This is a genomic window from Pseudonocardia sp. Ae150A_Ps1, from assembly GCF_001932315.1.
In the GTDB taxonomy this organism is placed as follows: Bacteria; Actinomycetota; Actinomycetes; order Mycobacteriales; family Pseudonocardiaceae; genus Pseudonocardia.
Window position 1 is genome coordinate 401,337 of sequence record NZ_MCIJ01000001.1, and the last position, 22,185, is coordinate 423,521.

Consider the following 22,185-nt stretch of genomic DNA (forward strand, 5'->3'; position numbering starts at 1 on the left):
ACACTCGACGCTCGGTCACACACCGATCACGGGGAGGCGGCGGACGCAGATGAGCGGCAGGCACCGGAGGACCGTTCGTGCGGGGCTCGTCAGGAAGATCCTGGCGGTCGCCGTGCCGTCGATCGGCGCGCTCGCGCTGGCGGCGGCCGTCGTCATCGGCAGCGGCATGGTCGGCGACCGCGCCGGCGCCCGTCCGGCCGAGCCGGAGGCGGGTGGGCCCGACCCGGTGGGGACACCACGGCCGGGCACGACCGGCGAGTCGTCGCCGCTCGCGGCACCGGCGCCCGGTCCGGCCGGGGCCGCGGGGTCGGCCGCCGGAGCGGTACCGCGCGCCGCCGGATCCGACCGCTCCGCCGGAACGGCGCACGACGGCTCGTCCGGTGCGCGGAGCGCGCGGCCGGACCGTGGTGCCGCCCCGGGCAGCGGCTCGTCCTCCAGCGCTTCCTCCAGCGGTTCGTCGTCGGGCAGCGGGTCCGCGTCCGGGGGCAGCTCCTCCGGCGGTGGGCACGACCGCGCGTCGGGATCGGGCACGGTCACCGGAGGGGACACCGCCACCGGGCCGGCCGACCCCGTCGCCGTTCCCCGGCAGCGTTCCGCCGGTGCCACCGCTACCCCGGCCGCACAGCAGCCCAGCGCCCCGCAGCAGACCACGGTCCCGCAGCAGCGCTCGGCGGAGCCGTCCCCGTCGTCCGCTCCGGGCACCCGCTCCGAGCCGGCCGACCAGGACCCGTCCGACGGCTCCGGCTCCGGTGGATCGGCCCGCGACGACGACCGGGGTTCCGACGACGCCCTGGTCCGGCTGCGGCTGAAGGTGCTGGAGTCCCAGGACGTCGAGGTACGCGTCCCGGGGCCCGCACTGTCGCTGATCGGCGACTGAGCGGGCGCCGCCACCCGGCCCGTCGGAGCCCCGCTGCCGGCGCCGGCGCCGCCCTGCACCTCCGGTCACCGCGTGCCGTGCGTCACCGGACGGCCCGGCCCCGCTCGTCGACGTCACCCGCTGAACCGGCGCGGACCGGCCGGACCCACCCGATCGGCGCATGACCGGGGCGCCGGACAGCCGTCACGATCATGGGCATGACTGCGCCGAACGGGTGGCTGATGCCGGGCCGGCACTCCGTCCCGGGCGCGCCGGAGGGTGCACCGCCGGGCGGTCCGTACGGGGCGGAGCCGCTGCGGGAGGCTCCGCCGGAGCCCGTCGCGCGGCCCGGGGACCGGGCTCCCGCCGCCGGTCACGCCACGCGATCCGTGACCGGGGGCGGGCGGCCCGCGCGGCGCCTGCGGACGGTGCTCGCCGGCGTCGTACCGGTCCTGCTGGCGGCGTCCCTGGCCGCGGCGGTCGGGACGGGGCCGCTGGGCGGGAACGCTCCGGCCGGGCAGCGCACCGGTCTGTCGGTGCCGGTCCCGACGTTCGCGGGCGGCCCGCCCGCTGCGTCGTCGGAGGGCGCCACGGACGGGGGCGCCATGGAGGTCTCGCCCGACCTGCGGACGCAGCCGCCCGCCATGGCGGAGTCACGCGAGACGGCGGCTGCGGGGGCCGCCGGGGACGCGGCACGCGCCGCTGCTGTCCGGGTGGCCGACGAACGCGCGGTGGCGCAGGAGCGTGCGCAGGAGGCCCGGCGGGCGGAGCAGCGCGCGGCCGCGCAGCGGGCCGATCAGCAGCGCGCGGACCAGCAGCGTGCGGATCAGCAGCGCGCCGCCGAGGAGCGGGCCGCGCAGGAGCGGCGCGACCGGGAACGGGCGGAGCAGCGGGCCCGGCAGGCGCCGGCCCCGTCGGCGCCGCCACCGGCCGGCACCCCGGCAGCCCCGGCCGGACCTCCGCCGCCCCCAGCGGGCGGGACCCCGGACGGCACCGGACCGGGCGCACCGCCCCGCCCGTCGCCCGCGGCCGAGGGCGCCGTGTAGCGCTGCCCCGGCGTCCGCTGCCGGGACCCGTGTGGGTGAGCGGCGGCCGGGCCGCTCGCGCCGCACCCCGGTTCGCGCCATCATCGCTGACCACTACGCCGTTCGGTCGTGCCGGGGAGGGTCCTGATGGGCGGACGTCATCGCGTGCCGCGGGCCGAGCGGCGTGGGTCCCCGTGGACCGCACACGTCGTGCTCCCGCTGGTCGCGGCCGTCGGGGTGGTGGCGACCGTCGTCGCCGTCGTGACCGCAGGAGGGCTGCTCGCCGAGCGGGGTGCCGATGCACCCCGGTCCGGCCCGGGGACGGCCGCCCTGTCCGCCCCGCTCCGGCCCCGGACGGCTCCGCCGATCACCCTGCCGGCGGCCGGTGGTGCGGCCGACGCCGCTGCCGCGGCGGCCCGGGCCGCGACCGACCGGGCGTCGGGTGACACGGCGGAGGACGACGGCACGGACGACGGCACGGCGGAGGGCGACGCGGACCCCGGTACGGCCGGCGGCGGCACCGGGACCGGCGTCTGCGACCTCGACGGCCCGCCGAGGTTCGACGACCCGCAGAACCCGGAGATGATCACCAACAGGGACTGCGGCTACGTTGACGACCAGGGGCGGGAGCGGTCCCGCGACCCCTGGATCGACGACCAGCTGCGGCAGATGCAGGACGGCTGACCGGAATCCGGTGTTTCGACCCGTCCCGAACGGGATACGGAAGGCGGGACTGGAGGCGATCACATGAGCGGTAGGCACCGACGTCCAGGCAGTACTCCCGCCCGCCGTGCCCTGCTGGGCACGGTCCCGCTGGTCGGCGGGGCCGGTCTCGTGACCGGGCTGCTGGCCGGGGCGGCCCCCCAGCCGATCGGCCCGGCCGCGGTGGCCACCACGCTGCCACCACCGGCGGAGCCCGAACTCCCGGGCGCCACGGCGTCCGGCGCGCTGCCCGGGCGTGGGGAGACCGCGATCGACGCCGTCGCCGGCGCCCGTGACGCCGCGCTGGCGCGGGAGGCCGCCGATACCGCGTCGGCGGACCGGGTCAGCACCGTCGCCGACGAGCTCCGCGCACAGGCCGACGAGCGCGCCGAGCGCGCCCGGGCCGCCGGCGACTCCGAGCTGGCGGACTACCACCGCGCGGAGGCCGAACGCCAGGAGCAGGCGGCGGCGTCGTCGCGGGCGGTGGTCCCGGCGGACACGGAGCCCGTGGCGGATCCGGGTGAGCAGTGCCGGTCGGCCGACCTCCTGGAGCTCGGCCCGCTCAGCCTCGCCGGCCCGGACGATCCCGACTGCGAGGTCGACCCGTGGGTGGCCGGGCAGGTGCAGGACAGCGAGCCGGGCTGACCGCTACCCGGCCGGTTCGAGCACGGTGAGGCCGAGCGCCGCACAGATCGCGCCCGCCTGCGCGGACGAGATGATCGCGCCCCGCAGCGCGCCCGGGGTGTCGGGCGTGACCTCACCCAGGTCGCACGTGCGCAGGTCCGCCTCCTCCAGCCGGGCGGCGCGCAGCACCGTCCCCCGCAGCCGGCACCGCTCGAAGCCGACGGTGCGCAGGTCGGCACCCGACAGGTCGGCCTCGGACAGGTCGCACTCGGAGATCCGCAGTCCACGCAGGCTCAGGTCCTGGAGGTCGGCGATCTGCAGGTTGCAGCCCGACAGCGTGAACGACGCCGTCAGGCCGCGCATGCCGCGCAGGGAGACCCCGATCATCCGGCAGCCGTCGAAGCGGGTGTCGCCGAGGACCGCCCCGGCGAAGCGTGCGCCCGAAAGGTCCACACCGGACAGCACGGCGTCGGTCAGGTCCGCCTCGCGCAGGTCGACGGCGGCGAGCGAGGTGCCGGTGATGCGGGCCCGGTCCAGCCGCGCCCCGCGCAGGCCGGCCCCGGCGAGCGAACCACCGTGCAGCTCGAGCCCGGCGAGGTCGGTCTCGCGCAGGTCGCACTCGTCCAGGACAGGCCCGTGGACCGGCTGCCCGCTCCGTGCCGCGGCGATCAGGTCCTCGGGCGTGCTGACGTCGGCGCTCACCGTGCCAGCCTCGCACGGGGCACCGACGGTCCCGTGCGGTGCGGTGGTGCCCGCTACGACGAGGCGGTGGCGGGCGGTGCGTCCGGTCCCACGGGGAGGCACCGGACCGGCTGTGCGTGGTCCGGGTCGAGCGCGTTGGTGATGTGCTGCAACGTGACCGGGTCGAACGCGACGGCGACGTGCTCGGCCAGGTCGGTCGGGCACCCCTCCTGCAGGACGATGTTGTCGGCGCCGTCCATGAGCCCCGAGGTGTAGGGCACGACCAGCTCGTCGTAGCGGGTGAGGATCATCGTGTAGTCGACGCCGTCGACCCTGGGCCCGCCGCCGGAGTTCATCTCGGCGAGGAAGTCCGAGCCGCGCAGGAACTGCCGGCACGACGCGCACAGCAGGTCGAGCGCGAGCCCGATCGCCGGGCCGAGCCCGAGCTGCTCACCGGTACGGTTCAGCAGCGCCAGCCCCGCGGTGCTCGTGCCGTCCCACAACGGGATCATGCCGACGTACCGGTCGACGTGCTCGGCGCCGCCGAGGAACTTCACGTAGTGGTTCGGCATCAGCGAGCCCTCGGAGTGGCCGACGATGTCGACCTTCTCCGCGCCGGTCTCGTCGAGGACCCGGTCCACGAAGTCGGAGAGCTCCGCGGCGCTCGCCTCCATCGGCGCGAGACCGCCGACCTGGGTGAGCGGCGGCGGGGCGAGCGGGTTGCGGCCGTAGGTGAGGGAGAAGACGCAGTAGCCGCGCTGCTTCAGCTGCGGCGCGATGTAGGCCCAGTTGTTCGCCTGGTTCGCCGACAGCCCGTGCACGAGGACGACCGGGTTCGGGTGGTCCGCGCCCGGTTCGCAGCCCCAGTCGTTCGACCCGGCCGGGGACGGGTCCAGCAGGTCCTGGCCGGGCAGCGCCGGGGCGGAGCCGGCGGCGGGTGCCGTGCCGGGTGTGGCCGCCCGGGCCACGGGCGTCACGAGCGCCGAACCGACGACCACCGTCGCCAGTGCGATCGCCGCGATCGCGCCCCATCGCCGTCGGTCCATGCTCGCCGCCTCCTCGCACCGGTTACCGAGCGGTACAACGAGGACGGACCCGGAAGGTTGCGGGCCGTGACCACATGCGGCCGTCCGGGTGAGGGGAGTGGCCGCCGACGCGCACCGCGCTCAGGCGGGAGGGGAGTCCTGTGGCGGGCGCCCGCCGCGGCGCATGTTGCCGTTGGTGGTGCGCCGGGTGGGGTCGATGAGGCGCTTCCACTTGGCCTGGGCGGCCTGCCTGCTCGACATCTGCGCCTGCACGGCGTCGGCCACCTGCTGCCAGGTCAGGCCGTCCGACCGCAGGGTCCGGATGAGATCGCGTTCGTAGGCGTCGGCCAGGCGGTGCATCTCCTGGACGAGCGCGTACCAGGCCGCGGCGGCGTCACGGGTCAGCACGCCCTCGGCGGCCCGGGTCTTCATGTCCTCCAGCTGTTCGGGCAGGGACTGCCGCTTCCGGGCGATGGACGGGTCGGCACGCTCCAGCCACCGCTGGGCCTCCTCGATGTTCATGATGTCAATGTTTCATTGACGCCAGCCTGTCGTCAACGAAACGACGACCACCGCACCCCGCCACGACGGGGGAGCCGGGCCGCCGGTCCACGGAGGCTCGCCGTGACCCTCGACGCGACGGGTGCCCGTCGGGTGGAATGCCCGGATCACCGGTACCGGGGGAGGGCACGTGACCCGACAGGACGACCAGGGGTTCGTGAAGGTGCTCGGCCGGGCGGACGTGCTCGCCGTCGGCTTCGGAGCGATGATCGGCTTCGGCTGGGTGGTGCTCGCGGGGGACTGGGTCTCCGGTGCGGGGACGGCCGGCGCCGCGCTCGCCTTCGTCCTGGGTGGCGGGGTGATGGCCGTCGTCGGCCTCACCTACGCCGAGCTCGTCTCGGCGATGCCGAAGGCCGGCGGCGAGCACCACTACGTGCTGCGCGCGCTCGGGTCGAGGTGGGCGTTCGTCGCGTCGTGGGCGATGGTGCTCGGCTACCTGTCGGTGGTGGCGTTCGAGGCGGTCGCGCTCCCGGAGACCGCGCTCTATCTGTTCCCCGACCTGCAGGCCGGGCTCCTGTGGACGGTCGCCGGCGACGACGTCCACGCCACCTGGGCGCTGGTCGGGATCGCCGGCGCCGTCGTCGTCACCTGGCTCAACTACATCGGGATCCGGCCCGCCGCCGTCGCTCAGACGGTCGCGGTGGCCTTCCTGGTCGGCGTGGCGTTCGTGATGCTCACCGGCATCGCCGCGGGTGGCAGCGCCGCCACGGCCGAACCGTGGTTCACCGGCGGGGTCGCCGGGATGCTCGGCGTCCTCGTCGCCGTGCCGTTCCTGTTCGTCGGGTTCGACGTCATCCCGCAGTCGGCCGAGGAGATCCGGCTCCCCGAACGCCACATCGGACGGCTGCTGGTCGTCTCCGTCCTGATGGCGATCGCGTTCTACGTGGTCATCGTCCTCGGCACCGGTGCCGCGCTCGGCGACGCCGAGCTCGCGGGCTCGCAGCTCGCCGCGGCCGACGCGATGGCGACGCTGTGGGGGCACCCGGCGTTCGGCACGCTGCTCGTGCTCGGCGGCATCGCGGGCATCCTGACCAGCTGGAACGCCTTCCTCATCGGCGCGAGCCGCCTGGTGTACGCCATGGCGGCCTCGGGGATGCTGCCGCGCTGGTTCGCGGTGGTGCACCCGCGCTACCGGACGCCGTCGCACGCCGTGCTGTTCATCGGCGGCCTGTCGGTGCTGGCGCCGCTGTTCGGCGACAGCATGCTGACCTGGCTGGTGAACGCCGGCGGGATCACGATCACCATGGGCTTCACGATGGTCGCGGTGACGTTCCTGGTGCTGCGTCGGCGCGAGCCGGCGCTGGAGCGGCCGTTCCGGGTGAGCGGGGGGCCGGTGGTCGGGACGGTCGCGGCCGTCGCCGGGCTCGTCCTGTTCTCGCTGTACCTGCCCGGGATGCCCGCCGCGCTCGGTGCGCCCGAGTGGATCATCGTCGGCGGCTGGTGGGTCGTGGGCCTGTGGTTCCTCACCCGGTTCCCCGAGGTGGGCCCCGGTGTCGACGCCGAGGAACGCCTCGTCCGGGTCACCGGCCGCTGACCGGCCCGTGGCCCGGGCCCGGGCTTCCCCGGTCCGCCGCAGTGATGTCGTGCGGCCACGGTGCGCGGCGGGGCCCGCAGCCGTCACCATGCGTCCATGTCCACCGACATCGACACCCGGACCGGCGGCACCACCCCCGCCGCCGCGTCCACCGCACCGGTCACCGTCTCCTTCACCCGCCGCGCCGACCCCGGGCACGCCACCGAGATGACCGCCTGGATCCGCTCCGGCCTGCTCCTCGCGGAGGGCTTCCCCGGGTTCCTCGGCGGCGGCTGGGTCCGCACCCGCGGCGGGTCCGACGAGTGGCACATGCTCGCCCGCTTCGACTCGCACGAGTCGCTCGCCCGCTGGGAGGCCGCCCCGGAACGCCGCTGGTGGCTCGGGTCGGCGCAGGGCCTGGCCGAGATGACGCGCAGCGAGCGCCGCACCGGCATCGAGGGCTGGTTCGACGAGGCCGAGAAGGTCGAGACGGCCGGGCCTCCGCAGCCGACCCCGCCCCGCTGGAAGCAGGCGACGACGATCTGGCTCGTCTTCTTCCCGATGAACCTGCTCGCGACCGTCACCCTCGGCGCGCTGCTCGCGGACTGGCACGTGGTGCCTCGGATCGCGGTCACGACGATCGTCCTGACGCCGATCATGGTCTACCTCGTGCTGCCCTGGATCACCCGCGTGCTCGGCTGGTGGCTGCACGGCGCGCGGTTCCGCGACCGGCACCGGGGCCCGGTGGGCTGACCGGCCCCGGTCACGGGACGGGGGCTCCGGGGGCCGGACGGAGCCGGGTCGCTACCGTCGTTCGGTGCTCACCGAGGAACCGAGGGTCGCGGAACGGGAGCAGGTCGACACGTCACGTGACACACGTCGCCTGCGGTGGGCGGGCGGGCTCGGCCTGCTCGCCGTCGTCCTGGCCGTCGCGGTGCCGTTCCTCCCCGTGGTGCAGCACGAGAACACGATCGTCTGGCCGTCGCAGGCCACCGGTGCGCAGGACGTCAACGCCCCGCTGGTCGCGCTGCGTCCCGAGTCCATGTCGGTCGCCGTGCCCGCGGAGGCGATCCGCAGTCTCGACGAGCGCAGCGCCACACCGGCGACCGTGCTGTCGACCGTGCCGCCGGAGTCCCCCGAGGGCGCGCGGTCCGGGATGGTGCTCACGGTCGGCGACGGCCAGCTGACCCTGGTCAACCGGGGTGAGCAGCTGTCCGCGGCACCGCTGCGCGACGGGCCGTCGGAGGTCAGGATCTCCTCGGACGCCGAGGAGACGACGGTCGACCTCGGTTCCGGCGCGCAGACGTTCCCCGGGGACCTGCGGCCCCAGTCGGTCGGCGTCTACTCCGACCTCGACGGTGCCGCCGACCCGCTGGCCGGCACATCCGTCCGGATCAGCCCGGACACCCGGTTCGACAGCAGCCCGTCGGTCTGGAAGTCGCTCGCCACCGCCGTCGCGAGCCTGGCCCTGGTCGGGTCGCTGCTCGCGCTCGCCGGGGTGGACCGGCACCTCGGGCGGCGCCCGCACCGCGCCGGCCGGGAGGCCGGCGGCATGGCCGAGCGCTGGCCGCCCCGGCTGCGTCGCTGGTGGACCCGCGCGCGACCGCGCCCGGTGGACGTCACCGTCGTCGGCGTGCTGGGGCTCTGGGCCGCGATCGGCGGCCAGACCTCCGACGACGGCTTCACCCTCGGCATCGTGCGCGACGTGCCCACCTCCGGCTACGTCGGCAACTACTACCGCTGGTACAACGCCGCGGAGGCGCCGTTCGGCTGGTTCTACGACCTCTACGCGCTGTGGGTGCAGGTCTCCGACTCGCTGCTGTGGCTGCGACTGCCCGGCGTCCTGATGGGTGTGACGGCGTGGTGGCTGGTCTCCCGGGGCCTGCTGCCCCGCCTCGGGCGCCAGGCCCGCCGGTCCCGGGCGGCGACCTGGGCCGCGGCGATGACGTTCCTCGCGTTCTGGATGGCCTACAACTCGGGCCTGCGGCCGGAGCCGGTCGTCGTGGTCTGCTCGCTGCTCGCGCTGGTGTGCGTGGAACGCGCGATCGCGCTGCAGCGGACGCTGCCGGTCGCGCTCGGCCTGTTCGCGGCTTCGATGGCGGTGGGCGCGAACCCGGCCGGGCTGATCGCGATCGCCCCGTTCCTGGCCGGGATCCGGCCGCTGTGGCAGCTGCTCGCGACCCGGGTCCGGACGTTCGGCGCGGTGTCGGTGCTGGCACCGCTGCTCGCCTCGGGCACCGCGATCCTGATGATCGCCTGGGCGGACCAGAGCTGGGCCGCGGTCATCGACTCGACCCGGATCCGGTCCGACGTCGGGCCGGACTGGCCCTGGTACTCCGAGATCGCGCAGCGGTACGCGCCGCTGTTCGGCAGCCTGGCCGACGGGTCGATCGCCCGCCGGTTCCCGATCCTGCTCGTCATCCTCTGCACGCTCGCGTGCGTCGTGGTCCTGATCCGGCGGAACCGGATCCCCGGCGCGGCGCTCGGGCCGGCCCAGCGGCTCGTCGGCAGCACCGTCATCGCCCTGCTGATCTTCGCGATGACCCCGACCAAGTGGACCCACCACTTCGGCGACCTCGTCGGCCTCGGCGCCGGGATGGTCGCGCTGGCGGCCATCGCGACCGGGTCCGACGCGTTGCGGTCGCTGCGCAACCGGCTCGCGTTCCTGGCGGCCGCGTTCCTCGTGGCGGCGCTGTCCGCGGCCGGGCCCAACACGTGGTGGTACACGAACAACTGGGGTGTGCCCTGGGCCGACCAGCAGGTCCTCATCGGCGGCTACGAGGCGTCGAGCGTGCTGCTGGTCGTGGCGCTGCTGCTGGCCGCGGGTGCCGGGGTCGAGCACCTGCGGGGGATCCGCGAGGACCGGCACCCCGACCAGCTCGCCGGGCTCGAGCGTGCGATCGGACGGCTGCCGCTGATCGGGCGCTGGTGGCGGGCCCGCGACTGGCGCCGCGACGCGTCGGCCGCGCTGGACGCCACGCGGCGGCTTCGGCTGACGTCGGCCCCGCTGGCCGTGCTGTGCGCTCTGCTCGTCACGTTCAACCTGTGGTCGATGGGCGCGGCCATGCAGGCCCGCTCGGGCACCTGGTCGATGGGTGCCGACGCGTTGTCGAACCCGCTCGGCGGGTCCTGTGGCCTGGCGAGCCAGGTGTTCGCCGAGCGGCGCCCGGCCGACGGCGTGCTCGCACCCGCCCCGGAACCGACGGGCATGGCGACCCCGGCCAACCCCGACCTGCTGCCGACGGTCGCGTCGCCGCCCCCGCCGGGGGAGTCGACGGCGCCCCCCGCGCCGCTGCCGCCCGGCGTCGTCCCGGCGAACAGCCCGGAGGCCCAGCTGCTCGAACCGACCAGCGGAGGCTCCGGTTTCCGCCGCGACGGTGTCCCGCCGACGGGCGGCGGGTCCGGGGTCTCCGGGTTCGAGTACGTGCTCTCGGGCGGGCTGGGCAGCGACGCCGCCCCGGCCTTCGGCAGCTACGACTCGTCCGGTCGCGGCACCGGCACGCTGCGCACCCCGTGGACGCAGCTGACCGCCGAGCAGCGCGCCGGCGCCACCCCGCTGGTGGTGACGGCGGCGGGCCGGCTGGGCGGCGGCAACAAGCTGACCGTGCAGTACGCGACGAGACTGTCCGACGGCCGGGTGCGAGTGGTCGAGCAGACCACCCTCGACGACGGCCGCGGCGAGGAGATGCCGTGGCGTGAGCTGCGGTTCGACCTGCCGGAGGCCGCCCGCGCCGCGACCGAGGTCCGGCTGGTGGCGCAGGACAACTCGCTGGGGGCCGACGGGTGGCTCGCGGTGGCCCCGCTGCGCGCCCCGCAGCTGGCGCCGCTGTCGGCGGTCGTCGGGAACCAGGCGATGTTCCTCGAGTACCCGGTGTCGCTGGCGAGCCCCTGCCTGCGCCCGTTCTCCACCGCCGGCGGGATCGCGGAGGTCCCCGCCTACCGGCTGCAGGCCGACGGCAGCCGGATGCGGGTCGACGGCGAGGGCTGGTCGACGCCGCAGGCCGGCGGCCCGCTCGGCTGGATCACGGTGATCGGAAAGCAGAACGAGCTGCCGACCTACCTGGAGGGCGACCCCGGCCGGGACTGGGGCAAGGTCCAGGCGATCCAGCCCTACCGCCCGAACGCGGTGCGGCCGACGCTGGAACGCTCCGACGTCCTCCGGTCCGGGCTCTACAGCCCGGGGCCGCTGCCGGCCCCGCCGCCCGGCATCCCGTCGCCGAGCCGCTGACACGCGGCGCGCTGCCCGGGGCGACCCGTCTCCCCGGGCAGCGCGACGGGACAGCGCCTCAGGACAGGGCGGCGACGCCGAGCGCGACGAGCACGCCGACCTTGACCAGCTCGAGCGCGACGTAGCCGAGGTGGGCCGGCGAACGGGGCCCGGGCGCCGCGCTCCCGGCGCGCAGCAGCGCGTTCGAACGCCGCGTCAGTGCCGGGCGCACCACGAGGAGCTGGACCGCGAGCACGACGGCGTCGGCCGCCGCGAGCAGGGACGCCGGGACCGGTGTCCCGGCGACGACCAGCGCGACCGCGACGACGGCGAGCAGGACGAGCTCGGCGACGTTCAGCGCCCGGAACACCAGGCGCCCGATACCGACCCCGAGTGCGGTCGTGATCCCCGGCGCGCGGAACTTCAGCGGCGCCTCCAGGAACGAGATCGCCAGCACCATGCCGAGCCACACCCAGGTCGCGGCCGCGGCCACCGCCATCGCCGGTGCCTCCCGCCGGTCAGCCGCTGAACTCGACCGCGGGAGCCGTCGACTGCCGGGTGGCGGGTGCCGCGACCGGCTCGGGTGCCTGCTCCACGGCGCTCGCCTCCGTGGTGGCGGGCTTCTCGGCGGCCGGTTCCGTCGTGGTCGGCCCGGCCGTGGGGGCGGGCTTCGTGCCCGCGGTCGTGCCGGACGCGGCGGCCTCGTCCCGCCGGTAGGCCTCGGCGACCTCGGACGGGATGCGGCCCCGCTCGGAGACGGTGAACCCGTTCTCCCGGGCCCACTCCCGGACCGCGCGGTTGTGCTCACGGACGGCGGCACCGGAGCCCTCGGCCCCGGGAGCGGCACCCGCGGACCCGGCCCCGGCACCGCCCGGCGTGGCGGCCGGTGCCGTGCGGCGGTGGTCGCGGGCCGACCCGGCGGAGCGGGCGGCGCCCAGGAAGGGCGCGAGCCCCTCGCGCAGGGCGCGGGCGTGGGCGGAGGTCAGGTCGATCCGGAACCGCCGGCCGTCGAGTCCGAAGTCGACGGTCTCGTCGGCCTCGTCGCCGCTGATGTCGTCGACGAGCCGGACCGTCTCGACCTTCGCCACTGCCGTTCCTCTCGCGTCGCCGACCGGAAGTCGCTCCGGCGTCGTCGCGAGCATAACGACGGGTCCGCCGGGCCGCGGAACCCGCACGACACGCCGGGCGTGGCGGACGGTGCGGCAGAGTGTCCGGGTGCACATGGTGATCGACGACCTCGCCGGAACGGAGATCGCGGAGTTCCTCTCCGGGCATCTCGCCGACATGCGGGCGCAGTCGCCGCCGGAGAGCACCCACGCGCTCGATCTCGACGGCCTGCGGGGCCCAGCCGTCACCGTCTGGACGGTCCGCGACGACGACGGCACGCTGCTCGGCTGCGGTGCCCTGAAGGAGCTCGGCCCGGACGGCGGCGAGATCAAATCGATGCGGACGGCACCGGCGGCGCGCGGGCGGGGCGTCGCGGCCGGGCTCCTCGTCCACCTGATCGGCGTCGCCCGCGGGCGCGGGTACCGCACGCTGCACCTGGAGACCGGCTCCATGGAGTTCTTCGCCCCGGCCCGCCGGCTCTACGCCCGGCACGGGTTCACCCCCTGCCCGCCGTTCGCGGACTACCCGGACGACTCGAACAGCGTCCACATGGTGCTGGAGCTGGACCCGTCACGCTCGGCCGGACGGGTGTGACCCGGCGATCATGTGATCCCGCCCTCGCCTGTGCGCGGAGTGTGATCTAGAATACTCTACGAGCCGTAGAACACGGCGCCGACGCCAGACCGTTCGACGGTCCTCCACCGGAGCGCCGGCCGCCCCGCTGCGGCGGGCCGACGCACGTCCCGTGGGTGGCGGCCCGCACGGGGGCCGCCGTCCGCCGCCGTCGCGGGGACGGAAATGGGGCCACGGGCATGACGGTCGAGACCGGCCTGGTCAACGCGGACCTGCGCCGCAAACGATCGGTGGATCTCGCGCAGGTGATCCAGGCGCGGTACGGGGACGACGTGACCCGGCTGCGGGTCGGCCTGCTCGCCCACCCGTATCCGCATCCGGTGCCGGACCGCCACCGCAGCGAGGTCGAGGTCACGGCCCTGCGCGGCGGGTCCGGGCTGGTCCTGGTCGCGTCGACGGCACCGGACGACGAGGCTCCGGCCGCGGGTGTCGGGATCTGGGAGCTGACCGTCGCGACCCGGGACGGCACCGTCCTGCCCCGGGGTGAGGCCGAGGGCTGGGCACGGGCGCTGTTCGGGTACCGGTGCGCGCCGCTGGTGTACCGGCGCCCGTCGGGCGGCGGACTGTTCCGCCGCCCGAGCCGGGTCGACTTCGTGGTGCATCACGGCGAGCACGGCCCGATGCACCCGTCGGACGTCGAGGCGTTCGGCGCCTGCGCCTGAGTCAGAGCGGGAACGAGCGCAGCCACACCGTCTGCGCGGCCCTCCCCAGCGCGGAGAGCACGTCGTCGGGGAGGACACGGTCGGTGTCGGTCAGCACGTAGCCCAGGTCGCCCCAGGTCGACAGCGACTGACCGGTGACGTTGACCCCGGCGTCGGCGAGCAGCCGGTTGATGTCGGCCAGCACCCCCGGCTTGCTGGTGTGCAGGTACGCCATGCGGAACACGCCGGCCGGGTTCGGGGCGCCGACGTTGGGCAGGCTGACCGACAGGGGAGTGGCACCACCGGTCACGAAGTCGACCAGTTTCGCCGACACGAAGTGGCCGATGCCCTCCTGCGCCTCCTGGGTGGAGCCGCCGATGTGCGGGGTCAGGATGACGTTGTTGAGCCCGCGCAGCGGGGACTCGAACGTGTCGCCCTGGGCCTTCGGCTCCACCGGGAACACGTCGACGGCGGCACCGGCGATGTGGCCCGAGAGGATGTTCTCCCGCAGCGCCTGCTCGTCGATCACCATGCCGCGGGAGGCGTTGATGAACATCGAGCGGGGCTTCATCGTGGCGAACTGGTCGGCGCCGAAGAGGCCGGCGTTGCCCGGGCGTCCGTCGACGTGGATCGAGACGACGTCGGACTCGGCCAGCAGCGCGTCCAGCGACGGCATCCGGCGGGCGTTGCCGTGGGCGAGGCGGTCCGCGGTGTCGTAGAAGACCACGCGGAGGCCGATCGCCTCGGCCATCGTCGACAGCTGGGTACCGATGTTGCCGTACCCCACGATGCCCAGGGTGCGGCCGCGGAACTCGTGCGCCCCCTTCGCGGACTTGTCCCAGACCCCCTCGTGCATCCGCTGGGTCTTCTCGGTGAGCCGCCGCGCCAGGACGACGATCTCGCCGATCACCAGCTCGACGACGCTGCGGGTGTTGGAGTACGGCGCGTTGAACACGGCGATGCCGCGCTCGGCGGCCGCCTCGAGGTCGATCTGGTTGGTGCCGATGCAGAAGCAGCCGACGGCCAGCAGATCCTTGGCGGCGTCGAGCACCTCGGGTGTCACGGTGGTGTTCGATCGGATGCCGAGCAACTGCACGCCGGACACGGCCTCGAGGAGCTCGTCGCCGCTGAGCGAGCCGGGCCGGGTCTCGACCTCGAAGCCCGCGCGTTCGAACGCCTCGGCGGCGCCGGGGTGGATGTTTTCGAGCAACAGGACCTTCACGCCGACCAACCTATGCCCGGGACGGCCGTCACGGGGGATCAGCCCGTCACCGTTGCGGTGCGCTGCGACGGGGGTGCCGGACGAAACGCCCGAACTCGTCACACTCGTTGTCAATGTGTCGTTGACGCCAACTCGACGTCAACGAACCGACGACACCCGACCCCGTCACGACGGTGCGCCCAGGGGGAGGCCCCCTGCCGCCGCCGGCGCCGCAGTGCCGTGCTGCACCGTCACTTCGGGCCGGAGTACAACCACGTCCTCGACCAGGCCGGCGGCCGCACTGCCGGAGAGGCCGAGCTCGAGCGACGCCTGCGACGGCGTCGCGAGCTCGACGTACGCACCCTCGACACCGACGAACGGGAACGGTTCACCGGCTCGTGGGTGCAGGCGCAGAACTCCTTCGTACAGACCCCGCGCAGTGGACTGCGGGACGCCGATCTGCTGATCCTGCAGGTCATGCGGGCGCGCGGGTACCCCGTCGAGCACTACTCCGAGCGCGAGCAGGTCATCTCGGTCGACCATCCCGACCTGGTCGGGCACTACCGCGCCGCCCACACGGTCGCCGTCGCCGACACCCACGACGCGGCCGGCACCGAGCAGCTCCGGCGGGCGATGGTCGACTACCACCAGTACCTGTTCGACGAGCTCGTCGGCGCCGGCCACCCCGAGACCACCCACTGCGGGCTGCAGGCGCCGTGACCGGTCCTCCCGTACCCGGATCGGGGGAGGAGCCACCTGCTCGCCGGGCGTTACCGCGTGCGGGAGCTGCTCGGCGAGGGTGGCATGTCGCGGGTCTACCTCGTCGACGACGGCGACCTCGACCGACCGGTCGCGGTCAAGGTGCTCCGCGCCGAGGACTCCGAGGACGCCGAGGAGGTGGGATCCTCCGCGACGAGGCCCGTGCCATCGCCGCGATCGACCACCCCGGCGTCGTCGAGGTGCACGACGTCGGCGTCACGGCCTCCGGGGTGTTCGTCGTGATGGCCTACGTCGAGGGCGAGTCGCTCGACCGGCGGCTCGACCGCACCGGACCGCTGCCGGTACCTCTGGTGGCCGCGATCGGCCGCGCGGTGTGCGATGCACTCGCGGCCGCCCACCGGGCCCGGGTGGTGCACCGGGACGTCAGCCCCGGCAGCATCATCCTGCGCCCGGACGCCCACCGTTCACCCGTCCCGACCCCCTGACGGTCGTGCTGGACCAGCTCCGGGAACCACCACCCCGGCCGTCCGCGTTGCGGCCCGGCATCCCGGCCGGCCTCGACGACGTCGTGCTGCGGGCGCTGGTCAAGGAGCCTGCCCACCGGTTCCCCGACGCCGGGGCCGTGGCCGCGGCGCTGGTCCGCCTCGAGCCGCCCACAGGAACGCTCGAACTGGCCGCGACGACCGGCCACGCAGCTCCCCGGCCCTCGACGACGCCCGGGCCGGCGCCGCCGCCGGTGTCCGTGGGATCCCGGGCCGGGCGGACCGACCGGCCCGCGCCCGCGCCCGCGGTCGAGCAGACCCTGACCCAACTCGACGACACCCGCGATGCCGGTCCCGGCCGTCACCGCCTGCGCACCACCGTCATCACCGTGACCGCGCTGGCCGTCCTCGCCGTCCTGGTCGTCGTGGCCACGATCGGGCTCGTCTGAGCGGGCATCGAGGCGGTGCCGGCCGGGAACCGGGGCTCAGCCCCGTGCCGACCGGGCGACCGGGCTCTGCACGCGGATCTCGTCCGGCACACCGTGGCCGGCCCCGGGCAGGGCTGCGCCGGGCCGCGACATCGACAGCAGTCCGGCCACGGCGAGCGCGAACCCGGCCAGGAGGCCCGCGACGTGTGCGACCCCGGTGGCGGGCGACCCGCCACCGACCGCCAGCTCGGTCGCACCCATGGTGGTCGCGGTGGCGTACAGCCCGTCGGCGAACGCCACCGCGCTCCCGACCCAGGCTGCCACCGCCACGGGCCATCCCGGGCGGCCGGCCGTCAGACCGACGATCCCGGCCACGCCGATGACGATCAGCACCGCGGTCACGACAGCAGGGACCAGTACGACCGGATCCCCCGAGCCCCACCCGCCGACGACCCGCAGCCCCGCAGCGACAGCCGCGGTCACTGCACCGCCCCCGGCGAGAGCCCGCAACAGCGGTCGCGCCGCGTCCTCGGCCCGGTGATGCGTCGTGACCCTGGCACCCCAACGGTCGCGTGCCAGCAGGGCGAACGCGGTCAGCAGGCACACTCCCTGCACGGTGAACCCGCCGTAGACCATCGGGTGCACCCAGGTGGCCATCCCCGTCGCCGTCGCCGGCGGGAGCACCAGCGTCATCGGCAGCGACACCAGCGCGATCGGGACCAACAGGCCGGTCGCGACCCACGCCGGCAGGAGGACCGGCAGGACCGGGAACCGCAGGGCCGTCCGGCTACCCAGCGCCACCGCGAGTGCGACCACGCAGAGATCGAGCAGCACGGTGATCGCGTTCATCACCGGCATACCCGCACCCTCCAGGATGCGTGGGTCGGTGACACCGACCGGGTTCCCCGTGAGCCAGGCGATCTTCATCGTCACGTAGGGCAGGGTCGCGAGGGCGGCAGCCGCGCCGAGGATGCGGCGGGCGGTCGGCGTGCCGTGGACATTGTGTGAGGTCATGGACCCAGGCTGGCCACCCGGGCACACGTCGGCCTCCCCTTCGCGGGTGGACGATCTCCCTCGCAGGAGGGAACGGCCGGAGGGCCCCGTCTGCGACGATTCCCGCGTGGGGGGATCGCCGTCGTGGACGACGCTGACGACGCCGACGGGGTGGGCCGCGGGCCGCACCTGTCGCCGTGTACTCCACGTACTGCTCGGCGCGGTGGTGTTGTTGCCGTACTTGGGAGCCGCCTGGGTACTGGTGCGCACCGCGGCCGGCGGCGTGGGCGCCGGCCGCCATGGTCGGCCTGACCGTCACGGTGGTGCTGCTCGCGATCGGTGTCACCGTCCTTCCCGGCGTGCGCGAGCTCCTCATCGCCGCCGCCCGTGCCTTGCTCGGCGTCGACCTGCCCGACGACCCGGCAGGCAGCCCGGTCCCACTGACGACCCGGATCCGTGCGGCCGGATGGCTGCTGGTCTGCACCGCACTGGGCGCGGTCTCCGCGGCAGCGCTCCTGGTCGCGCTGCCGGTCACCGTCGCCCTGGTCGCCACCCCGTGGGAGCAGTACCCACCGCTGCCGACCGGCCTCGCGGCATGGTGGACCGCGCCGCTGGCACTGCTGCCGGTCCCCGCGGTGCTCACCGCGCTCGCCGCGGCCGGAGCACTACAGGCCCGTCTGGCGCCGGCACTCCTGGGACCGGACCCCGGACAGCGGCGCGCCGCCGAGCTCGCCGAACAACTGGCACGAGCACACCGGCGCGCCGACCGGCAGGCCGAGCGCACCCGGCTGGCGCGCGAGCTGCACGACTCGGTCGGCCATGCCCTGACCGTGTCCACCATGCAGGCCGCGGCGGCCGCCGAACTGCTCAGCACCGACCCGTCGTTCGTCGCCCGTGCCCTCGATGCGATCGCCACGACCGGCCGCGCCGCCCTCGATGACCTCGACCACGTACTCGGCCTGCTCCGGGACGACGGCGACACCCCGCAACCGGTCCGCGACCTCGACTCGCTCGAGCCCCTGCTCGCCTCGGCGCGTGCCGCCGGACTCGACCTGCACCACGACGTGGACCCGGCCGCAGGGGTCCCCGCGGTGGTGTCCCGGGAGGCCTACCGGCTCGTCCAGGAAGGACTCACCAACGCCCTGCGCCACGCCGATCCCGGACCGGTCGAGCTGCGTCTGCGCCGGAGCGGGAGCGGGCTGCACCTCACGATCACCAACACGATCACCGCCGGCGGGGACGGAGCCCGGGAGCGCCGCGTCGGGCGTGGCCTCGCCGGAGCCCGGGAGCGTGTCGCACTGCTCGGCGGCACCGTCCGCGCCGCCCCCGACGGGGACCGCTGGGTCCTGCACGCCCGCTTCCCCTCCACACCCACAGGCCCTTCGGGGCCCGGTTCGACCCGTGGGACGACCGCGGAGGAGTCGTCCCCCACGACGCACGGTCGGGAACCGACATGACCACCGGACTGCTCCTGGTCGACGACGACGAGCTCGTCCGCACCGGACTGCGCGCCGTGCTCGACGCGGATCCCGCCCTCACGGTGCTCGGTGAGGCCACCGACGGCGCCGAGACCCCGGGTCTCGTGGTACGACTGCGGCCCGACGTCGTCCTGATGGACATCCGGATGCCCGGTGTGGACGGCATCACCGCCACCCGGGACCTGGTCCGTCGTCCCGACCCGCCGCGGGTGCTGGTGCTGACCACCTTCGGCCACGACCGCTACGTCTACGACGCCCTGCGCGCCGGAGCGACGGGGTTCCTGCTCAAACGCACCCCACCGCGCGACATCGTCCGCGCCGTCCACACCGTCGCGGCGGGGGAGTCGTTGCTGTTCCCTGCGGCGCTGCGTGGACTGGCTGCCGGATTCGCCCCCGACGGCGGCGACCGCCTGCAGGACGCCGGACTGACCGCCCGCGAGGGTGAGGTGCTGGCACTGATGGCGCGGGGTCTGTCCAACGCCGAGATCGCCCGCGAGCTCTACCTGGGTGTCGAGACCGTGAAGACCCACGTCGCGGGAGTGCTCGCCAAGACCGGGTCCCGGGACCGCACCCAGGCCGTCGTCGCCGCCTACGAGTCCGGGTTCGTCGATCCCCGTCGCCGGGACGACGCCTGACCCGCGGGCACCGCCGGCGGGCACGCGACCGCCGTCGGCGACCGGTCCGTGGTCCCGTCTCAGATCCGGGGCACCGCCACCGGCGTACCGCCGGCGGCGAGCGACCCGGCGGCGACGACACCGACCAGCGAGGCATCGACCGCGGCACGCACCGGCACCAACGGCGGCGCGCCATCGTCGAGACAGGCTCTGAACGCCTCCAGGACCCCGACCGTGCCCGCGGAGCCGGGCTCGTCCCGATCGCCGCCGGACACCCGCTCCGGCACCCTCACCTGCTCACGTACCGCGCCGGTCGGGCTCGCCCACGGTTCGCTCCGCAGCCGGATCGACCAGGCATCGGCCCCGGGCATCCGGCGGGACTCGACGAGTCCGCGCGTCCCGCGTACCGATACCCAGCTCCAGTGGCTGTCCGGTTCGCCCTGCAGGAACCCGTGGCGGGCCACGGCCAGCGCGCCGGTGGACAACCGCACCACCAGCACGACCGCGGTCTCCCGCCCCGGCGGCCCGATACCGTGCGCGGCCACCGACACCGGCCGGGCACCGGTGATCGCGAGCACCGGGCTGAGGGTGTGCGTGCAGTAGGCCGTCGGCGAGATCCGGTTGCGCCAGTGCCCGGGCGCACCGAGAAGGTCCTTCAGCGCCGCGGACCCCAGACCGTGCAGGTACTCGGCCTCGATCAACTCGACGTCGCCGACCTCGCCGGCGGCCACGACCTGGGCGATCGACCGCACGTGGGGCAACGCGACATAGTTCTCGGCGAACGAGTAGCTCGCTGGTGAGGCGTCTGCCGCTGCGACGAGGTCTCGCCCCTCCGCCTCACTGACACACGCCGCGGTCTCGGACAGGACGTGCACACCGGCATCGAGGAACGCGACGGCGCGCGGCGCGTGGGTGTCGAAGTCGTCCGCCAGGACGACGCCGTCCAGGCCCGCACCGAGCAGTTCGGCCCAGTCCCGGGTCCTGGGGGTCGACCCCGGACCGTCGACATCGCGGGTCTCGCAGCCGATCACGACCTCGAAGCCGAGCCGGTCCGCCCAACGAGCCAGGTACCGCCCCTGCGGCCCGAGCCCGATCACACCGATCCGTCGCCCCACGCCTGTGACCATGGTCCGGGTCGGGCACGGCGGCAAACCCTTTCCGCCCCACCCGGAACCGACGCGCGGGCACGTCGTCACTGTCCGGATCGCACCGCCGGCGCGGAGCCGGTCGATACATGAGAGCCTGTTCAGATGTCATCCACGGCTCGCCTCCGGCGAACCCGGCACGGCAGGGCCCGCCGGTGACCGGACGTGCGCTGGTGCTGGTCGCCCGGCCCACGCCGGCCGGAGTGGATCGCCGGTCGATGGAAGGGCTCGCCCGCGCGGTCGCCCGGCAGGTCCCGGACGCGGTCCACATCGCCTACCTCGACCAGCAGGACCCGACGGTCCTGGCCGTCCTCGACGAGCTCGCCCGCGACGGCGTCGGATCGGTGCTGGTGATCCCGCTCGCCGTCCCCGCCGACCGCTACCTGGTCACCTGGATCGGTCGTGCCGTGGCGCACCACCTCCGCGCCACCGCGACGTCCGGACCCGAGGTGCGCATCGCGCCCGGACTCACCGACCTCGTCGCCTCCACCGTCGCCCGGCTGGCCGGCGCCGAGGGCGAGCCGGTGACCGCATCGGCGAACGCCTTCGTGAGCCCGGCGTTCTCCGAGCTCGACGTCCCGCACCGGCACCTGTTCGTCTGCCGCGTCCCACGCTGCCTCGTCCACGGCGCGGGGGAGACCCACCGCGCACTGTCCGCGGCGGCGAAGGGCACCACCACACAGGTCACGCCCTGTGGCTGTCTCGGCCCGTGCAACCTCGGCCCCCTGGTCGTCGACGGCGCGACGTGGCACCGGGCGGTGAGCCCGCTCGACGCCGACGAGCTCGTCAGCGGGCGCTGCGCCCCGTGAACGACGGCCGGGCGCCCCGGACACGATGAGTCCGTGGCCCCGGGCCGGTCCACCCTCGTGACACCGAGGAAGGGACCCCGCCATGTCAGAGCTTCTCGTCGACTTCATCACCTCGCTCGACGGCTACGCATCAGGGGAGGGGTGGCCCGGGTTCTGGGGCCTCGAGAGTCCGGAGTATCTCGCCTGGCTCGGCGAGCAGCCCGAGGTCACCTACCTGACGGGAGCGAACACCTACCGCCTGATGTCGGGTTTCGCCGGCGGCGAGGTCCCGGGCGGCCAGGACGAGTTCAGAGCCGAGGAACAGGCGTCGGTCGACGAGCTCACGCAGGCAGCCAAGGTGGTGTTCTCCGCCTCGCTCGAGGCGCCACCGGCCTGGGCGAACTCCACACTCGTCCGCGACGACGCCGTCGAGACGGTCCGCGCCATGAAGGAGAACGGCTCGGGGCTCCTCAGCACGATCGGCAGCCTCAGCCTGTGCCGGTCCCTGCTCCGTGCCGGGCTCGTCGACCGCTTCCGGGTCGTGATGTTCCCGGTGATCACCGGGGCGACGGGCGAAGAACGGATCTACGACGGCTATCCGGACCTCGCCCTGACGATGATCGAGCACCGGACCTTCGACGGCGGCATCCAGCTGGTCGAGTACGCGCCACGCGTCCTCGATCACCCGCCGCTCGGCGCCCCTGCGTGACCGCCGCGGTCGTGGCCGGATCTGTGCGATGGTTGTCGCTCCGGCCACTGTG

Annotated in this window: 24 protein-coding genes; 16 read left to right on the plus strand and 8 right to left on the minus strand. The window is 74.8% G+C overall.

Annotated features, from left to right (window positions below; all coding sequences use genetic code 11):
- Positions 1-49: 49 nt before the first annotated feature.
- From Ae150APs1_RS01710 to Ae150APs1_RS01725, 4 genes are all read left to right on the plus strand, one after another.
- Positions 50-877, plus strand: coding sequence for a hypothetical protein (locus Ae150APs1_RS01710; RefSeq protein ID WP_075295295.1), 828 nt, complete (start codon positions 50-52; stop codon positions 875-877).
- A gap of 197 nt (positions 878-1,074) precedes the next feature.
- Positions 1,075-1,902 carry a hypothetical protein gene (locus Ae150APs1_RS01715; protein WP_075295297.1) on the plus strand — a complete coding sequence of 276 codons (828 nt, stop codon included), beginning with the start codon at positions 1,075-1,077 and terminating at the stop codon, positions 1,900-1,902.
- 126 nt (positions 1,903-2,028) lie between these two features.
- Positions 2,029-2,565, plus strand: coding sequence for a hypothetical protein (locus Ae150APs1_RS31835; RefSeq protein ID WP_170918027.1), 537 nt, complete (start codon positions 2,029-2,031; stop codon positions 2,563-2,565).
- A 63-nt stretch (positions 2,566-2,628) separates the two neighbouring features.
- A complete protein-coding gene (locus Ae150APs1_RS01725; RefSeq protein ID WP_139316776.1) occupies positions 2,629-3,228 on the plus strand; it encodes a hypothetical protein in 600 nt (199 codons plus the stop codon).
- A gap of 3 nt (positions 3,229-3,231) precedes the next feature.
- Here the strand turns inward: Ae150APs1_RS01725 and Ae150APs1_RS01730 are convergent, their stop codons facing one another.
- The 3 genes from Ae150APs1_RS01730 to Ae150APs1_RS01740 all read right to left on the minus strand — a co-directional run bounded on the left by Ae150APs1_RS01730 (position 3,232) and on the right by Ae150APs1_RS01740 (position 5,435).
- Positions 3,232-3,909 carry a pentapeptide repeat-containing protein gene (locus tag Ae150APs1_RS01730; RefSeq protein ID WP_075301567.1) on the minus strand — a complete coding sequence of 226 codons (678 nt, stop codon included), beginning with the start codon at positions 3,907-3,909 and terminating at the stop codon, positions 3,232-3,234.
- 53 nt (positions 3,910-3,962) lie between these two features.
- A complete protein-coding gene (locus Ae150APs1_RS01735) occupies positions 3,963-4,934 on the minus strand; it encodes an alpha/beta fold hydrolase (protein WP_075295301.1) in 972 nt (323 codons plus the stop codon).
- A gap of 120 nt (positions 4,935-5,054) precedes the next feature.
- Positions 5,055-5,435, minus strand: coding sequence for a hypothetical protein (locus Ae150APs1_RS01740; RefSeq protein ID WP_010237011.1), 381 nt, complete (start codon positions 5,433-5,435; stop codon positions 5,055-5,057).
- Positions 5,436-5,604: 169 nt separating this feature from the next.
- Between Ae150APs1_RS01740 and Ae150APs1_RS01745 the strand changes: the two genes are divergently transcribed.
- The 3 genes from Ae150APs1_RS01745 (at position 5,605) to Ae150APs1_RS01755 (ending at position 11,215) form a co-directional block, all read left to right on the plus strand.
- Positions 5,605-7,008, plus strand: a complete 1,404-nt coding sequence (locus Ae150APs1_RS01745; protein WP_075295303.1) for an APC family permease — start codon at positions 5,605-5,607, stop codon at positions 7,006-7,008.
- A gap of 96 nt (positions 7,009-7,104) precedes the next feature.
- A complete protein-coding gene (locus tag Ae150APs1_RS01750; protein ID WP_075295305.1) occupies positions 7,105-7,740 on the plus strand; it encodes an antibiotic biosynthesis monooxygenase in 636 nt (211 codons plus the stop codon).
- Between the two features lie 64 nt (positions 7,741-7,804).
- Positions 7,805-11,215, plus strand: coding sequence for an arabinosyltransferase domain-containing protein (locus Ae150APs1_RS01755; protein WP_075295308.1), 3,411 nt, complete (start codon positions 7,805-7,807; stop codon positions 11,213-11,215).
- A gap of 58 nt (positions 11,216-11,273) precedes the next feature.
- On the opposite strand, the gene Ae150APs1_RS01760 is transcribed toward Ae150APs1_RS01755, so the two are convergent.
- Positions 11,274-11,693 (minus strand): hypothetical protein, encoded by a 420-nt coding sequence (locus Ae150APs1_RS01760; protein ID WP_075295310.1) that lies wholly within the window; start codon positions 11,691-11,693, stop codon positions 11,274-11,276.
- A 19-nt stretch (positions 11,694-11,712) separates the two neighbouring features.
- A complete protein-coding gene (locus Ae150APs1_RS01765) occupies positions 11,713-12,282 on the minus strand; it encodes an Lsr2 family protein (protein ID WP_075295312.1) in 570 nt (189 codons plus the stop codon).
- A gap of 109 nt (positions 12,283-12,391) precedes the next feature.
- Here Ae150APs1_RS01765 and Ae150APs1_RS01770 point away from each other — a divergent pair, with 109 nt between their 5' ends.
- Positions 12,392-12,895: a GNAT family N-acetyltransferase gene (locus Ae150APs1_RS01770; RefSeq protein WP_212567143.1), complete on the plus strand. Its 504-nt coding sequence runs from the start codon at positions 12,392-12,394 to the stop codon at positions 12,893-12,895.
- A 218-nt stretch (positions 12,896-13,113) separates the two neighbouring features.
- On the plus strand, positions 13,114-13,596 hold the full coding sequence (locus tag Ae150APs1_RS01775; protein WP_010232161.1) for a hypothetical protein: 483 nt from the start codon (positions 13,114-13,116) through the stop codon (positions 13,594-13,596).
- A 1-nt stretch (position 13,597) separates the two neighbouring features.
- Here Ae150APs1_RS01775 and serA read toward each other — a convergent pair whose 3' ends face one another.
- On the minus strand, positions 13,598-14,797 hold the full coding sequence (serA, locus tag Ae150APs1_RS01780) for a phosphoglycerate dehydrogenase (RefSeq protein ID WP_075295316.1): 1,200 nt from the start codon (positions 14,795-14,797) through the stop codon (positions 13,598-13,600).
- Positions 14,798-15,016: 219 nt separating this feature from the next.
- Here serA and Ae150APs1_RS01785 point away from each other — a divergent pair, with 219 nt between their 5' ends.
- From Ae150APs1_RS01785 to Ae150APs1_RS01795, 3 genes are read left to right on the plus strand one after another with little or no spacing between them, the layout of a single operon-like run.
- Positions 15,017-15,496: a hypothetical protein gene (locus Ae150APs1_RS01785; protein ID WP_075295318.1), complete on the plus strand. Its 480-nt coding sequence runs from the start codon at positions 15,017-15,019 to the stop codon at positions 15,494-15,496.
- Entirely contained in the window at positions 15,493-15,981 is a 489-nt protein-coding gene (locus Ae150APs1_RS34150) for a protein kinase (protein WP_075295320.1), read from the plus strand. Before Ae150APs1_RS01785 ends, Ae150APs1_RS34150 begins: the two co-directional genes overlap by 4 nt.
- 5 nt (positions 15,982-15,986) lie before the next feature.
- A complete protein-coding gene (locus Ae150APs1_RS01795; RefSeq protein WP_075295322.1) occupies positions 15,987-16,427 on the plus strand; it encodes a hypothetical protein in 441 nt (146 codons plus the stop codon).
- A gap of 36 nt (positions 16,428-16,463) precedes the next feature.
- Here Ae150APs1_RS01795 and Ae150APs1_RS01800 read toward each other — a convergent pair whose 3' ends face one another.
- Positions 16,464-17,420 (minus strand): hypothetical protein, encoded by a 957-nt coding sequence (locus tag Ae150APs1_RS01800; protein WP_075295324.1) that lies wholly within the window; start codon positions 17,418-17,420, stop codon positions 16,464-16,466.
- Positions 17,421-17,698: 278 nt separating this feature from the next.
- On the opposite strand from Ae150APs1_RS01800, the gene Ae150APs1_RS01805 reads away from it, so the two are divergent.
- Both Ae150APs1_RS01805 and Ae150APs1_RS01810 read left to right on the plus strand, forming a co-directional pair.
- Complete coding sequence (locus Ae150APs1_RS01805) at positions 17,699-18,856, plus strand: histidine kinase (protein ID WP_075295326.1); 1,158 nt, start codon at positions 17,699-17,701, stop codon at positions 18,854-18,856.
- A complete protein-coding gene (locus tag Ae150APs1_RS01810) occupies positions 18,853-19,512 on the plus strand; it encodes a response regulator transcription factor (protein WP_075295328.1) in 660 nt (219 codons plus the stop codon). Before Ae150APs1_RS01805 ends, Ae150APs1_RS01810 begins: the two co-directional genes overlap by 4 nt.
- 59 nt (positions 19,513-19,571) lie before the next feature.
- Here the strand turns inward: Ae150APs1_RS01810 and Ae150APs1_RS01815 are convergent, their stop codons facing one another.
- Positions 19,572-20,606, minus strand: a complete 1,035-nt coding sequence (locus tag Ae150APs1_RS01815) for a Gfo/Idh/MocA family oxidoreductase (protein WP_212567144.1) — start codon at positions 20,604-20,606, stop codon at positions 19,572-19,574.
- Positions 20,607-20,791: 185 nt separating this feature from the next.
- Between Ae150APs1_RS01815 and Ae150APs1_RS01820 the strand changes: the two genes are divergently transcribed.
- Together Ae150APs1_RS01820 and Ae150APs1_RS01825 are read left to right on the plus strand one after the other, a co-directional pair.
- On the plus strand, positions 20,792-21,445 hold the full coding sequence (locus Ae150APs1_RS01820; RefSeq protein ID WP_075295331.1) for a (2Fe-2S) ferredoxin domain-containing protein: 654 nt from the start codon (positions 20,792-20,794) through the stop codon (positions 21,443-21,445).
- 82 nt (positions 21,446-21,527) lie between these two features.
- Complete coding sequence (locus Ae150APs1_RS01825) at positions 21,528-22,133, plus strand: dihydrofolate reductase family protein (RefSeq protein ID WP_075295333.1); 606 nt, start codon at positions 21,528-21,530, stop codon at positions 22,131-22,133.
- Positions 22,134-22,185: the final 52 nt, after the last annotated feature.